The organism is Pantoea sp. Fr+CA_20 (genome assembly GCF_024520835.1).
GTDB classification, from domain to species: Bacteria; Pseudomonadota; Gammaproteobacteria; order Enterobacterales; family Enterobacteriaceae; genus Pantoea; species Pantoea allii.
Genome location: NZ_JALNPN010000017.1, coordinates 1 through 14,803, shown reverse-complemented (window position 1 = coordinate 14,803; position 14,803 = coordinate 1). Strand labels below are relative to the sequence as shown.

12 protein-coding genes are annotated in these 14,803 nt (G+C 54.4%); 8 read left to right on the top strand and 4 right to left on the bottom strand.

What is annotated here, in order from left to right:
• Window positions 1-123 precede the first annotated feature (123 nt).
• Both emrA and emrB read left to right on the top strand, forming a co-directional pair.
• A complete protein-coding gene (gene emrA, locus NR177_RS17795; RefSeq protein ID WP_063880688.1) occupies window positions 124-1,296 on the top strand; it encodes a multidrug efflux MFS transporter periplasmic adaptor subunit EmrA in 1,173 nt (390 codons plus the stop codon).
• A 16-nt stretch (window positions 1,297-1,312) separates the two neighbouring features.
• Window positions 1,313-2,848: a multidrug efflux MFS transporter permease subunit EmrB gene (gene emrB / locus NR177_RS17790; protein WP_256853336.1), complete on the top strand. Its 1,536-nt coding sequence runs from the start codon at window positions 1,313-1,315 to the stop codon at window positions 2,846-2,848.
• A 67-nt stretch (window positions 2,849-2,915) separates the two neighbouring features.
• Here emrB and NR177_RS17785 read toward each other — a convergent pair whose 3' ends face one another.
• Window positions 2,916-3,965: an NAD(P)-dependent alcohol dehydrogenase gene (locus NR177_RS17785; protein WP_256853335.1), complete on the bottom strand. Its 1,050-nt coding sequence runs from the start codon at window positions 3,963-3,965 to the stop codon at window positions 2,916-2,918.
• 113 nt (window positions 3,966-4,078) lie between these two features.
• Here NR177_RS17785 and NR177_RS17780 point away from each other — a divergent pair, with 113 nt between their 5' ends.
• Complete coding sequence (locus tag NR177_RS17780) at window positions 4,079-4,483, top strand: helix-turn-helix domain-containing protein (protein WP_096012740.1); 405 nt, start codon at window positions 4,079-4,081, stop codon at window positions 4,481-4,483.
• Between the two features lie 80 nt (window positions 4,484-4,563).
• On the opposite strand, the gene NR177_RS17775 is transcribed toward NR177_RS17780, so the two are convergent.
• Window positions 4,564-5,682, bottom strand: coding sequence for a tRNA/rRNA methyltransferase (locus NR177_RS17775; RefSeq protein ID WP_256853334.1), 1,119 nt, complete (start codon window positions 5,680-5,682; stop codon window positions 4,564-4,566).
• Window positions 5,683-5,841: 159 nt separating this feature from the next.
• Between NR177_RS17775 and trxC the strand changes: the two genes are divergently transcribed.
• The 4 genes from trxC (at window position 5,842) to pssA (ending at window position 11,262) form a co-directional block, all read left to right on the top strand.
• A complete protein-coding gene (gene trxC, locus NR177_RS17770) occupies window positions 5,842-6,261 on the top strand; it encodes a thioredoxin TrxC (protein WP_063880693.1) in 420 nt (139 codons plus the stop codon).
• Window positions 6,262-6,342: 81 nt separating this feature from the next.
• A complete protein-coding gene (locus NR177_RS17765; protein ID WP_096012738.1) occupies window positions 6,343-7,023 on the top strand; it encodes a tRNA-uridine aminocarboxypropyltransferase in 681 nt (226 codons plus the stop codon).
• A gap of 108 nt (window positions 7,024-7,131) precedes the next feature.
• Window positions 7,132-9,807 carry a bifunctional acetate--CoA ligase family protein/GNAT family N-acetyltransferase gene (locus NR177_RS17760; protein WP_096012737.1) on the top strand — a complete coding sequence of 892 codons (2,676 nt, stop codon included), beginning with the start codon at window positions 7,132-7,134 and terminating at the stop codon, window positions 9,805-9,807.
• Between the two features lie 96 nt (window positions 9,808-9,903).
• On the top strand, window positions 9,904-11,262 hold the full coding sequence (gene pssA / locus NR177_RS17750; RefSeq protein ID WP_172897293.1) for a CDP-diacylglycerol--serine O-phosphatidyltransferase: 1,359 nt from the start codon (window positions 9,904-9,906) through the stop codon (window positions 11,260-11,262).
• Window positions 11,263-11,307: 45 nt separating this feature from the next.
• Here pssA and NR177_RS17745 read toward each other — a convergent pair whose 3' ends face one another.
• Together NR177_RS17745 and NR177_RS17740 are read right to left on the bottom strand one after the other, a co-directional pair.
• On the bottom strand, window positions 11,308-12,603 hold the full coding sequence (locus NR177_RS17745) for an MFS family transporter (RefSeq protein ID WP_256853333.1): 1,296 nt from the start codon (window positions 12,601-12,603) through the stop codon (window positions 11,308-11,310).
• 220 nt (window positions 12,604-12,823) lie between these two features.
• On the bottom strand, window positions 12,824-13,864 hold the full coding sequence (locus NR177_RS17740) for a zinc-dependent alcohol dehydrogenase family protein (protein WP_256853332.1): 1,041 nt from the start codon (window positions 13,862-13,864) through the stop codon (window positions 12,824-12,826).
• Window positions 13,865-13,997: 133 nt separating this feature from the next.
• Here NR177_RS17740 and NR177_RS17735 point away from each other — a divergent pair, with 133 nt between their 5' ends.
• Complete coding sequence (locus NR177_RS17735; RefSeq protein ID WP_253851916.1) at window positions 13,998-14,459, top strand: Lrp/AsnC family transcriptional regulator; 462 nt, start codon at window positions 13,998-14,000, stop codon at window positions 14,457-14,459.
• Window positions 14,460-14,803 lie beyond the last annotated feature (344 nt).

The window sequence follows — 14,803 nt, the reverse complement described above, 5'->3', positions numbered from 1 at the left end:
TGACGAAATCGTTATTTTAACCCTCTTTTATCCGGCCAGCGCTTAGTCGCTGGCTTTTTTGGCTCGGGCGAAGGTGAAAACGGAGTTTAACCCGCCGACATAGTGGAAAACGTGGAGAAATAAATGAGTGCAACAGAGGCGCAAAGCCCGCATCAACCAGTCAATAACAAGAAGAAAAAGCGCAAAGGTGCGCTGATATTACTGGCGCTGGTGGTCATACTGCTTGGCATTGCGTGGGGCGTTTACTGGTATTTAGTGTTGCGCCACTATCAGGAAACGGATGATGCTTATGTCGCCGGTAACCAGGTGCAGGTCATGGCCCAGGTATCAGGCAGCGTGAATAAAGTCTGGTTTGATGATACCGATTACGTCAAAAAAGGTGATGTGCTGGTGTCGCTGGATAAAACCGACGCACAGCAGGCGTTTGAAAAAGCGCAGACCGGGCTGGCAACCAGCGTGCGTCAGGTGCACCAACAGATGATCAATGCAAAGCAATATCAGGCGACGATTAATCTCCGTCAGACCGCGTTAGATCAGGCACAGGCCGATCTGAAACGTCGCGAGCCGTTGGGTGCCTCTAACCTGATTGGGCGTGAAGAACTGCAACACGCGCGCGATGCCGTGGCTTCAGCGAAAGCGGAGCTGGATGTGGCGGTTCAGCAGTACAACGCCAATCAGGCGGTGATCCTGAATACGTCTCTGGAAAACCAACCCGCAGTGAAGCAAAGTGCGGCAGAACTGCGTGACGCCTGGCTGGCGCTGCAACGTACTGAGATTCGCAGTCCGATGGATGGCTATGTGTCTCGCCGCAGCGTGCAGGTCGGTTCACAGATCAGCACCAGCACCCCATTGATGGCGGTCGTACCCGCAACCAACCTGTGGGTGGACGCTAACTTCAAAGAGACACAGCTGGCTGGCGTGCGTATCGGCCAATCGGCCACCGTGGTGGCGGACATTTACGGTGACGATGTGGTGTACCACGGTAAAGTCGTGGGTCTGGATATGGGCACCGGGAGCGCGTTCTCGCTGTTACCGGCGCAGAACGCCACTGGTAACTGGATCAAAGTGGTTCAGCGACTGCCGGTCCGTATTGAGTTGAACCAGGACGAAGTGGCTAAACATCCTCTGCGTATCGGGCTGTCAACATTGGTAGAAATTGATACCGATAATAAAGACGGCAGCGCACTGGCTACCAGCGTTCGTCAGCAGGCTGCCTACAGCAGCAACGCCCTGGCCATTGACCTTGCACCGGTCAATAAGCTGATTACCGATATCGTCCACGCGAACGCCGGATGATGACCCGGAGGCTGTAATGGCACAAGCACCGCTCAAAGGGATGCCGCTGGTCTTAATGACCATTGCGCTATCCCTGGCGACGTTCATGCAGGTTCTGGATTCCACCATTGCTAACGTTGCTATACCGACCATTGCGGGTAATCTGGGGGCCTCAAACTCCCAGGGCACCTGGGTCATCACGTCTTTCGGGGTGGCAAACGCCATCTCGATTCCGATAACGGGTTGGCTGGCCAAACGCATCGGTGAAGTCAAACTTTTTACCTGGTCGACCATCCTGTTTGCGCTGGCTTCCTGGGCCTGCGGCATGTCGAAAAGCCTGGAAATGCTGATTTTCTTCAGGATAATTCAGGGGATCGTTGCAGGTCCATTGATCCCGCTGTCGCAAAGCCTGTTGCTGAATAACTATCCGCCCGCAAAACGCAGTATCGCCCTGTCACTCTGGGCGATGACGGTGATTGTGGCCCCCATATGCGGCCCCATTCTCGGCGGCTGGATCAGTGATAACTATCACTGGGGCTGGATCTTCTTTATCAACGTGCCGATTGGTGTAGTGGTCATTATGCTCACGCTGCAAACCCTGCGCGGTCGTGAAACCGAAACGCAAATTCGTCCTATCGATACCGTTGGCCTGGTGCTGCTGGTTGTCGGGGTTGGCTCGTTGCAGGTGATGCTGGATCGCGGTAAAGAGCTGGACTGGTTTAACTCCACAGAAATTATCGTCCTGACGATTGCGGCGGTGTTGGCGCTGGTGATGTTATTGATTTGGGAGCTGACAGACGACCACCCGATAGTCGATCTGTCGCTGTTTAAATCGCGTAACTTCACCATAGGCTGCTTGTCCCTTAGCCTGGCCTACATGCTCTATTTTGGGTCGATCGTTCTCTTGCCGCAACTGCTGCAAGAGGTCTACGGCTATACCGCGACCTGGGCTGGGCTGGCCTCGGCGCCAGTCGGGATTATTCCTGTCATCCTGTCGCCCATTATTGGTCGGTTCTCCCATAAGCTTGATATGCGGAAACTGGTCACCTTCAGTTTCATCATGTATGCCGTTTGTTTCTACTGGCGCGCTTACACGTTTGAACCGGGCATGGATTTTGGTGCATCAGCCTGGCCGCAATTTATTCAGGGCTTCGCGGTCGCCTGCTTCTTTATGCCACTTACCACGATTACGCTGTCGGGTTTGACACCCGACCGGATGGCGGCGGCATCCAGTTTGTCAAACTTTGTGCGTACGCTGGCGGGTTCAATAGGGACCTCGATCACCACCACGATGTGGACGGATCGTGAGGCAATGCACCACAGTAATCTCAGCGAGTCGGTGACGCCTTATAACGTCAATGCGCAGCAGATGTACAGTCAGTTGGAAGGGATGGGCATGACGCATCAGCAAGCCTCGGCGTACATTGCGCAGCAGATCACCAATCAGGGATTGATCATCTCTGCCAACGAGATTTTTTGGGCCTCGGCAGGCGTGTTTCTGATACTGCTGGTGCTGATCTGGTTTGCCCGTCCACCCTTTACTGCCGGTGGCGGTGCGGGTGGCGCGCACTAGTCGTAACAGCGCGTAGCCTTGTGGCAGGTTCTGGCGTGGCGGTGATGCACGCCAGAACCTGTATTGGCTACCAGCGCGTCGCTTTCATATCAATCACGAAACGGTACTTCACGTCACCTTTCAGCATTCGCGTGAAGGCCTCTTCGACCTGCTCTCCGCGAATCATCTCAATGTCCGCCGTGATATTCTGCTCGCCGCAAAAATCCAGCATCTCCTGCGTTTCTTTAATGCTGCCAATCGATGAGCCACTAATGCTTAAGCGACGGAACACCATCGGCGTCACGTCCGGTGAAACGTGCGGACTGTCCGGGATCCCCACCAGCACCAGGCGACCATTGGTTTTAAGCGTCGCCAGATAAGGATTAAGATCGTGAGGGGCCGCCACACAGTCAAGGATAAGATCCAGCCCATTCCGGCTGGCTTGCATCGCCGAGGCATCGCGTGACACCACCACATGACGGGCACCGAGACGCTGGGCGTCCTCGGCTTTGCCTGGCGACGTGGTGAAAAGCGTGACCTCAGCGCCCAGGGCACGTGCCAGCTTCACGGCCATATGCCCTAACCCGCCTAAGCCAATGACGCCGACCTTGTCGCCCGCTTTAACGTTAAAATGGCGCAGCGGTGACCACACGGTTACGCCAGCGCACAACAATGGCGCAACACCAGCCAGCGGCAGGTGCTGTGGCACCGACACCACGAAGTCCTGATCGACCACCACGTGCTCGGCATAGCCGCCCCATGTGCGGTCACCGGTGTATTTATCCGTACCGTTATAGGTGGCAGTGAAGCCGGCCTCACAATATTGTTCTTCCTGATGCTGGCAAAAATGGCATGTGCGGCAGGAATCCACCATTACGCCCACCCCCACAATATCACCAGGCGCAAACCGACTGGCAGCGTGACCAGTTTCAACCACCCGTCCCACAATTTCATGTCCCGGCACCAGGGGATAATGGCTTGCCGCCCATTCGTTGCGTGCCATGTGCAAATCTGAGTGGCAAACGCCACAGTAAAGAATCTCGATTCTGACATCCTGCGGCTGAAGCGGGCGCAGTGCTATCAGCCCGGACGTAAGCGGCTGGGTTGCATCGTGGGCGACTAGTGCATTAATTTTCATCGTGCCTCTCATAGTGACTGGCTTTATATAACTGAGGGCGGCAAACTCTACTTAAATGGGTTCATTATTGATAGTAGTTACCATTTGGTGACCATAAAAGGAGTGCGCTGACGATGCCTGCCTGGGTAGAAGGTAAACTGGTTTTTTATGTGGATTCGCCACCACGCCGACTGATGGATCTTTTTTCTGCCAAGTGGAATCCGATGGTGCTGCATGCCTTGTACCACTGGCCCGGCGGACGGGCGCGCACGGGCGAACTACAGCGGAGCCTGCAGGGAATATCGAAAAAGATGCTGTTTCAGACGTTGAAGGAGCTTGAGCAGCGAGGGTTAATCGCCCGTCATGTTTATGACGTGATCCCACCCAAAGTGGAGTACCAGTTAACCGCCCTGGGCAACCGTTTTGCAAAACCGGTGGAACAGCTTTATCAGTGGGGGCTGGATAATCAGCGGGCGCTTGATGAGATGGATGAACAGGTTCAGCGCGCGGCATCTGGCGCTGAAAAAGATACGGGCTGACGGGGAAGATATTTCCCGGACAGCGCCGGGAAACAGACAATGGATGGCGCGTTTAACGGCGCCATCATTTAATAGTACGGTCAGGCGTTCTGACGCCACCATTCGGCAAGCAGTACGCCGGTTGCCACCGACACGTTCAGGCTTTCAACATTACCGGTGCCGCCAATTGACAGGCTCATATCACCCTGCTGGAAGGTGCTGTCGGACAAACCTTCACTCTCCTGTCCCAGCACCAGTACCATTTTGGCAGGCAACTCAGCTTTAGACAGCGGCGTCCCCTGATGGCTTGAGGTGGTCACTATGGTGTAACCCGCTTTGCGGAACGCTTCCAGGCCTTCATTGAAGGTGGTACCGCTGATGGCCTGAACATGTTCGGCTCCGCCTTCAGCCGTGCGAACCGCCGCACCCGATTCCAGCAGCGAGGCATCGTTGACCAGCAGGCCTTTCACACCGAAGTGCGCGCAGCTGCGCATGATAGCGCCAAGATTATGGGGATTGCTGACATCTTCAAGCGCCAGCACGCAGTCTTTGGTTTCGGCCTTGCTGAGCCACTCGGCCACGTCCATGCCCATGCGTTTTTTAATCAGGAAGCAGACGCCGCCGTGGTGCTCAGTACCGGAAGCTTTGGTGATCTCTGCGTCATCCACAACGTGGTAGGCTTTGCGGTTAGCCGCCAGCCAGCGCAGCGCATCGCGAAAACGCGGCGTCACACTTTGCACAAACCATGCACGGACGATGCATTCAGGACGGCTCTGGAACAGTGCCTGACAGGCGTTTTCGCCATAAACACGGGTTTCTTCCAGACGCTGACGACGAATCTGCTCTACGTCAACCACGCCTTTACCGCCAATCCCAGGATTTTCGGGTTTGGTGTCTTCGGCTACCGGTGGGCGGGATACGGTGCGCCAGGGTGAATCGCTGCTGCCGTAGGCATCACGATTGTCGCTGCCACGATCGTTGCGCCGCGGTGCGCTGTCACTGCGGCGTGGTGCGCTGTCGCTGCGACGGCCCGTACTGCGTCCGCCGTCTTCACTACGCTCAGTACGCGGGCCAGATGAACGACGATTGTCTTCACGACGAGCAGCAGGACGGCCACCTTTGCCTGTACGAGGATTCGGCGCACGCGCGCTTTGCTCATCTTCGCCACGCACGTACATGACTTTGACCTTACCACTTTTGCCTTTAAATTCGTCGTTCATTTCTTCCTCCTGCATTGAGAGCGCGAAGATTACCTGATGTGACTGCGCTTAGCTATCAACTATTGAACCTATAGAGCAATCCACATTGAGCCGATCTTATCACCCTTTCATAATGGGTAATATTGAGCAAAGTGCTCTACATCATTATCAGAGGTTTTTATGAATACGGTATGCACGTCTTGCCAGGCAACCAATCGCGTTCCCGAAGAACGGCTTGCCGAGGGTGCCAAATGTGGTCGCTGCGGTGAAGCCTTGTTTTCGGGCGATGTCATTAACGCGACGGCCGCAACGCTGGACAGCTATCTGCGGGACGATCTGCCGGTCGTGGTGGATTTTTGGGCCCCGTGGTGCGGACCCTGCGTTAACTTCGCCCCGGTATTTAAAGATGTCGCTCAGGAGCGCAGCGGTAAAGTCCGCTTTATCAAAGTGAATACAGAGGCAGAACCGGCTTTGAGCAGTCGTTTCCGCATTCGCAGCATCCCGACCATCATGGTGTTTAAGAACGGCGAGATGGTGGATGTCTTAAACGGTGCCATGCCGAAAGCCCCTTTCAACGAGTGGCTCGACGAATCCCTGTAAGCACGACAGGCCAGCCTGGCTGGCCTTTTCCCTTTGTTCGACGCTTCGATTACACTACGCTTTTTCCTGTCCTGAATAATCATGTCTGATAATGCCGTTTTGCGTTTACGAGCCCAACGCCTGGCCCGTGCCACGCGTCCCTTTCTGGCACGCGGGAATCGTGTGCTCCGCTGCCAGGGATGCCTGTTGCCTGAAATAAATTGTCTGTGCGCCAGCATCCAGGTGCAGTCTGCCCGCAGTCGCTTTTGCCTGGTGATGTTTGATACCGAACCCATGAAGCCGAGCAATACGGGCCGGTTGATTGCCGATGTGTTACCGGACACCCAGGCATTTGGCTGGTCACGTACCGAGCCCGATCCCGCATTGCTGGAAGCCGTTGCCGATGAGGCTTATCAACCGCTAGTGGTTTTTCCTGCCTCGTATGCGGATGAAGGCCGCGAGGTTATCCACTCGCCGCCGCTTGCGGGTAAACCGCCGCTGTTTATTATGCTGGATGGCACCTGGAACGAAGCGCGGAAGATGTTTCGTAAAAGCCCCTGGCTTGACCGCTTTCCGCTGATCTCGCTCAATGTTACGGCCCCTTCTCGCTACCGGCTGCGCGAAGCGCATGGCGAAGGCCAGCACTGTACCGCAGAGATCGCGGCGGCACTTCTGGAGCAGGCGGGCGACACGGAAGCGGCACAGGCATTAACCCAGCATTTTGAGCAGTTCCGTCAGGCTTACCTTGCGGGTAAGCCGCATCATCCCGGCCAGGCGCGGTAATGCGCGCCGTGGCAGGCTGATTGTCGTTATTCAGGCTGGGATCTGCCCGACGGTAAAAAAGTCTAAAAGCGTTTACACTCACCTAAATCTCGATGAATGGAGAAGGTGATGAGTCAACGTGGGCTGGAAGCGCTGTTACGACCCAAATCGATTGCGGTAATCGGCGCCTCGGTCAAGCCGGGACGGGCAGGCTATTTTATGATGCGTAATCTGCTGGCGGGTGGCTTTAGCGGCCCGGTGCTGCCGGTGACGCCAAAATATAAAGCGGTTAGCGGTGTGCTGGCCTGGCCTGACATTGACAGCTTGCCCTTCGCCCCGGACCTGGCGGTGATCTGTACCCATCACAAAAGAAACCTTGAGCTGTTACAGCAGCTTGGCGAGAAAGGGTGTAAAGCCTGTATTATCCTCTCCGCGCCCGCCAGTCAGTTAGCCGAGTTAAAACAGTGTGCCAGCCGCTGGCAGATTCGTCTGCTGGGTCCCAACAGTCTGGGATTACTGGCCCCCTGGCAGGGCCTTAACGCCAGCTTTTCTCCTGTTCCTATCGCCAAAGGCCGCATCGCGTTTATTTCGCAGTCGTCAGCCGTATCCAATACCATCCTTGACTGGGCGCAGCAGCGCAACCTTGGCTTTTCGTGGTTTATCGCCTTGGGTGACAGCCTGGATACCGATGTGGACGATCTGCTGGATTTTCTTGCCCGCGACGGCAAAACCAGTGCGATTCTGCTTTATCTTGAACACCTCAGTGATGCCCGTCGCTTTGTTTCAGCATCCCGCAGCGCCTCCCGTAACAAGCCTATTCTGATCATCAAAAGCGGACGCAGCCGTCAGGCGCAGGCGCTGCTCGGCACACACAGCGGTCTGGATGCCGCCTGGGATGCGGCTATCCAGCGCGCGGGCTTATTACGTGTACAGGATACGCACGAGCTGTTTACGGCGGTGGAGTCGTTAAGCCATATGCGTCCACCACGCGGGCATCGGCTAATGATTATCAGCAATGGCGCGGCACCCGCTGCACTGGCGCTGGATGAACTCTATGCCCGCAACGGGAAGCTCGCCACGCTGAGTGAGCCAACGGTACAGCAGCTCAATGCCGTGCTGCCAGAAGGCGTTGGCCACGGCAATCCGGTTGATTTAAAAGATGATGCAACGCCGGAACGCTACCTGGCCTGTCTGACCGTTCTGCTCGACAGCCACGATTTAGATGCCCTGATGATTATTCATGCCCCCAGTGCCGTCGCTCCGGCGACTGAAACCGCAGAGAAAATCATCCAGCTGATCCATCAGCATCCGCGCGGCAAACAGCTTACGCTGTTGACCAACTGGTGCGGCGAATACTCTTCTCTGGCGGCACGACGGGCTTTTACCCAGGCTGGCATTCCCACCTGGCGTACGCCGGAAGGAACCGTCACCGCGTTTATGCATCAGGTTGAATACCGGCGTAACCAGAAGTTATTGCGGGAAACCCCTGCCTTGCCGGTAAACCTGACGCAGGATAGCGCTCAGGCTCACCAACTGCTGTCCCAGGCGCTGGACAAGGGCATTTTGTCTCTGGACACGCATGAAGTGCAGCCCGTCCTCAAAGCCTACGGTCTGGCGACGCTACCGACCTGGATTGCCAAAGACAGTGAGGACGCGGTCACTATCGCCGAACAAATCGGTTATCCGGTGGCACTGAAGCTGCGTTCGCCCGATGTGGCGCATAAGTCTGAGGTACAGGGCGTAATGCTCTATCTGCGTAACGCCGCGGAAGTAAAGCGAGCGGCTGACGCTATCGTTGACCGGGTAACACAAACGCTGCCGCACGCACGGATTGAAGGGCTGGTCGTACAGAGCATGGCCAACCGGGCCGGTGCTCAGGAACTGCGGGTCGTGGTGGAGCAGGATGCCCTGTTTGGCCCCATCATCATGCTGGGTGAAGGCGGCGTGGAGTGGCAGGCCGAGAAGCAGGCCGCCGTGGCCTTACCACCGCTCAATATGACGCTGGCTCGTTATCTGGTGATTCAGGCAATCAAAAGCGGCAAGATCCGCAGCCGGAGTGCCCTGATCCCGCTGGATGTCGCTGGCCTGAGCCAACTGCTGGTGCAGGTCTCTAACCTGGTGGTGGATTGCCCGGAAATACAACGCCTGGATATTCATCCGCTGCTGGCGGCGGGCAGTGATTTCACCTTACTGGACGTCACGCTGACGCTTGCGCCTTTTACCGGTGACAGTGAAACGCGTCTGGCCATACGTCCTTATCCTCAGCATCTGGAAGAGCAGGTAGAACTGAAGGACGGTCAGCACTGTTTATTCCGCCCCATCCTGCCCGAAGATGAACCGCTTCTGCGCGACTTCATCAGTCAGGTCACCAAAGAAGATCTCTACTACCGCTATTTCAGTGAAATTAATGAGTTCACCCATGAGGATCTGGCCAATATGACGCAGATTGATTACGACCGGGAAATGGCAATTGTTGCGGTTCGTCAGCATCAGGGGCAACCGGAAATTATCGGTGTCACTCGCGCCATTTCTGATGCAGACAACATTGACGCGGAGTTTTCGGTGCTGGTCCGCTCGGATCTCAAAGGGCTGGGAATGGGACGACGTTTACTTGAAAAAATGATTCGTTACACACGCGCCCATGGTCTGCAACAACTGAATGGCATTACCATGCCCGGCAACCGCGGCATGGTCACACTGGCGAAAAAACTCAACTTTAGCGTAGATGTGCAAATGGACGATGGCATCGTCAGCCTGAAGCTTTTGTTACAGGATAATGTCACTTTACCGTGTAGAGAAAAGTAAAAATCGCCCCGTCCGCCGTGGTTGATGTTATTATTTAGCGTTATGACCCTGATTTGGTGGCAAAAGGCCATACAATGAACCGAGAAGAAGTGCACTGTGATGTTGTCTAAATTTAAACGCAATAAACACCAACAACACCTCGCACAGCTGCCTAAACTGTCACAATCTGTTGCGGATGTGTCGACGTTATATTCGCCTGCCGAATTTCGCGAGACGCTTTTGGAAAAGATTGCGTCAGCGCAATCGCGCATTTGTATCGTCGCCCTCTATCTGGAAAATGACGATGCGGGTCGGGCCGTTATGGATGCATTATATGCCGCGAAAATGGCTCGTCCACAGCTGGATATCAGTATCTTAGTCGACTGGCACCGCGCGCAACGGGGTCGCATTGGTGCCGCACGCGGTGTTACTAACGCCGACTGGTATTGCGAGATGGCCCAGCAACATCCCGATAACGTGATTCCAGTCTATGGCATTCCGGTTAATACTCGCGAAGCAATGGGCGTACTGCATCTGAAAGGTTTCATTATCGATGATACCTTGCTCTACAGCGGCGCCAGCATTAATGACGTTTACCTGCATCAGCACGACAAATACCGCTACGACCGCTATCAACTCATCCGTAATGCCGCGCTGACCGATACCATGTTCGAATGGATGAACGTGCATTTGAAAGATGCAGAGGCGGTCAATCGCCTGGACTATGCTGACCGTCCATCCAGCCCGGAAATCAAAAATGAAACGCGTCAGTTTCGTCAGGACTTACGCGGCTTTAACTATCAGTTTGAAGGTAATGCCGGTAACGATGAACTCGCCGTCACACCGCTGGTCGGGTTGGGTAAGCGCAGCCTGCTGAATAAGACTATTTTTCATTTAATGCCGTGCGCCGAAAAGAAGCTCACCATCTGCACCCCCTACTTCAACCTGCCAGCACTGCTGGTGCGCAATATCATTGCCCTTTTACGCCAGGGTAAAGAAGTTGAGATTATCGTGGGGGATAAAACGGCGAATGACTTCTATATCGCGCCCGATCAGCCGTTTAAAATCATCGGTGCCTTGCCCTATCTCTACGAAATTAACCTGCGTCGTTTTTTAAGCCGCCTGCAGTATTACGTCAGCAACGGTCAACTGACCGTGCGTCTCTGGAAAGACGGTGAAAACAGCTATCACCTGAAAGGCATGTGGGTTGACGATGAGTGGCAGCTTATTACGGGCAACAATCTTAATCCGCGCGCATGGCGACTGGATCTGGAGAATGCGGTCCTGATTCACGATCCTCTGCAGCAGTTGACCGAGCAGCGACAGCATGAGCTGATGCTGATTCGTCAACACACCAGGGTTGTTGGGCACTTCCGTGAGTTGGAAAGCATTGCTGACTACCCGGCGAAAGTGCGTAAGCTGATTCGCCGTCTGCGCCGTATTCGTATCGATCGGCTCATCAGCCGTATCCTGTGAAGATCCAGAATGCCGCAGCCTGACTGCGGCATTCTGTCTGCCCTGTTACAACTTAATGCCTTTTCCGTGCCGGTGTAGCAGCAGCGACACCAGGAACGCCAACGCCCCCATGACGGAAACGTACCAGAAGAACGTGGTCTCCATACCGTTGTGCTTCATCAGTAACGCCACGTACTCTGCAGATCCACCGAAGATCGCATTTGCCACCGCATAAGAGAGCCCAACGCCGAGGGTTCGAACCTCCGGCGGGAACATCTCTGCTTTCAAAATCCCACTGATTGAGGTGTAAAAGCTGGTAATCAGTAACGCCAGCATAATCAGGGCAAAGGCAATACCGGGACTTTGTACGTTTTGCAGCAGCGTCAGGACAGGTACCGTACAAACCGCCGCACCAGCACCAAAAATCATCATGGAGGTGCGTCGGCCAATCCTATCGGAAAGGCCGCCAATAATGGGCTGTAGCAGCATGTAAACCAGTAAAGCGCCGGTCATCAATCCACTGGCGGTTTTGGCATCCATGCCTGAAGTGTTCACCAGGTACTTCTGCATATAGGTGGTAAAGGTGTAGAAGCTCAACGAACCGCCCGCCGTAAAACCCAGCACCATCAGGAAAGGTTTCGTGTGGTTACGTAATAAGCCAATGACACTGCCGGCATCGCGATGCTCACGGCTCTGTTTATCGGAAGTTTCGTCCAGAGAGCGACGCAGCCACAGCGCTACCACGGCCAGCATCGCCCCCAGGAAGAACGGAATGCGCCAGCCCCATGTACGTAGCTCCTGATCGGTTAACATAAACTGCAGCACTACCACCGTCAGCACAGCAGCTAATTGTCCGCCAATTAATGTCACGTACTGGAACGATGCGTAAAAGCCTTTCCGCCCTTCCAGCGCCACTTCACTCATATACGTTGCGCTTGTACCGTACTCTCCGCCCACTGACAGTCCCTGAAACATACGCGCCAGCAATAACAGGATCGGTGCGGCGATCCCGATACTGTCATAGCCCGGCAGGCAGGCAATCACCAGGGAGCCGAAACACATCATACAGACAGAGATCAGCATCGATTTTTTGCGCCCGTGGCGGTCACCGATATAGCCAAATAACCAGCCGCCAATTGGCCTCATTAAAAAGCCTGCGGCAAATACGCCTGCTGTTTGCAATAACTGGGTTGTGGTATCACCTTGCGGGAAGAAAATGTGGGCGAAGTAGAGTGAGAAAAACGAGTACACATAAAAGTCGAACCATTCGACAAGATTACCTGAAGATGCGCCTACGATGGCCCAGATACGTTTTTTTTGGTCAAGCACCTGCGCTTGTTGATTCTTGATCACGTCTGACATGCTATGCCTCGGCTCCTTGCTGATAAGCAGCGTTAAAGCGTTGAGTAAAGCACGGTCATGGCGGAAACGGAAAGATGTGTTGTCTGAATATGACAAAATGTGACATGTGTTGTTAATTCCCTGAAACAACTGAAATCTTCAGTCGCGCAGGCAGGGGAGGCCAGCGGCCTCTTCCCGTCCACATGCACATCAATGACGAGGAAGAGGTCGTGTTAACCCGTTAAAACGCGGTGACTACCGTTACCCCCGGCGATTCAAACTTATCCATATTCATTAACGCTTCTATGGATTGCTCAAGGTTAATGGTTCTGCCAATGAGCTTCTCAGGGCGGAGTTTTCCCGCCGCTATCATATTCATCATGACGTCATAGCGGTGAGCCTGCATGCCATGACTGCCAATAATTTCCAGTTCATTAGCAATCACCCTGGCCATTGGGATAGGCGGTGCACTGTGTTCACCCGCCATCAGGCCTATCTGGATGTGCCTGCCTCTTTTTCTTAGTGAGTTAATGGAGTTCACGCAGGTGACCGTATGACCGAGTGCATCCAGGGAAACATGCGCTCCACCCTGGGTAATGTCTTTGATGGCTTCTGCCACATTGTGCACACGTGCAGCATTCACGACGGCGACGGCACCCAAATCCCGGGCCAGCTGCAATTTATCCTCCGCGATATCAATCGCTACCACGTTTGCCCCAAGTGCATTCGCAATCATGATGGCGGAGAGGCCAACCCCACCACAGCCGTGGACGGCAAGCCACTGCCCTGCAGACGTTCTTCCCTGATCGACTACTGCCCTGAACGAGGTGATGAAACGGCATCCCAGGCTCGCTGCGGTAGTGAAGTTAAGTGTGTCCGGCAGCGCGATGAGGTTCAAGTCCGCCTGCTGTACCGCCACATATTCTGCGAAAGACCCCCAGTGAGTGAAACCTGGCTGGAACTGACGATCGCAAACCTGCTGATTGCCCGAGTGACACTCGTGACAAAAACCACAGCCCGACACAAAGGGCATCGTGACATTATCGCCAGGCCGCCATTTTGTCACCGCACTGCCAACAGCTTCTATCGTGCCCGCAAATTCATGTCCTGGCACATGCGGCAAAGGGATATCGGGATCGTGCCCCACCCAGCCATGCCAGTCACTTCGGCAAACCCCGGTCGCTTTGACCCGAATCACCACGCCGTGGGGCTCGGGAGTGGGGTCCGGCACCGTTTTCAGTAGTGGTGGCGACAGAAATGACTCGTATATGACAGCTTTCATCAGTAAACCCTCATCGTAGGTGTCTTTAAAATTATACCTTTCGATCAGGAAATTACTTTTCAGCTATTGCAGCTGAATAATTAATTATGAAATTATCCTTCATTAAATACGCTAATAGTGAGTAGATATATCAGTGAGCATTCTGGATAAGAAAGATCTGGCGCTGCTGCGTTATCTCCAGCAGGACGGCAGAGTATCGAGCCTTAAGCTTTCTCAGGATTTGGACGTAAGTCCAGCCTCGGCGTGGCGACGACTGAAACGGCTTGAAGATGAGGAATTTATTGAGGGCTATCAGGCGGTGATTAACCGCAGAAAGGTGGGCTTTGGCGTGATGGCATTTGTTCGTCTGGTTTGCAGTCAGCACAGTGAGGCAGCAACCCGGGACTTTGAAGAACGGATCACGGCCAATCCTTACGTACTTTCCTGTCACAACATCACCGGTGAAGCCGATTTTCTTTTACAGGTCGTGGCGCGGGATTTAGACCATTACAGTCTGTTTATTGAAAAGGAATTGCGTAAATTACCCGGAATTCTGAGTATTAATTCTTCTATATCACTGAGAGAAGTAAAAAAAACGCATCCGTTGCCGGTCTAGCGGTGGTGCAGGTTTATAACGCCAGGTGCAGTGCAAGATAACCGGCCTGACGCCCTGCTTTTCACAGATTACGCACGTAAAAAAGCCCTGAACTTTCTTTCAGGGCTTCTTCACTTATTGTAGGGGGTGAGAGCGTCTGTGAGTAAGTTTTTTACGTTATGACGGACACGCCATCCGGCTTTCTCACGCGCCATTTTATCCCGGCCCGGCGGTTTTAATGACGCGGACGGCGCAGGACAGCCGGCCTGACGCCCCGCTTTCCGCAGGTTACGCACGTAAAAAAGCCCTGAACTTTCGTTCAGGGCTTCTTCACTTGTTTGATGCCTGGCAGTTCCCTACTCTCG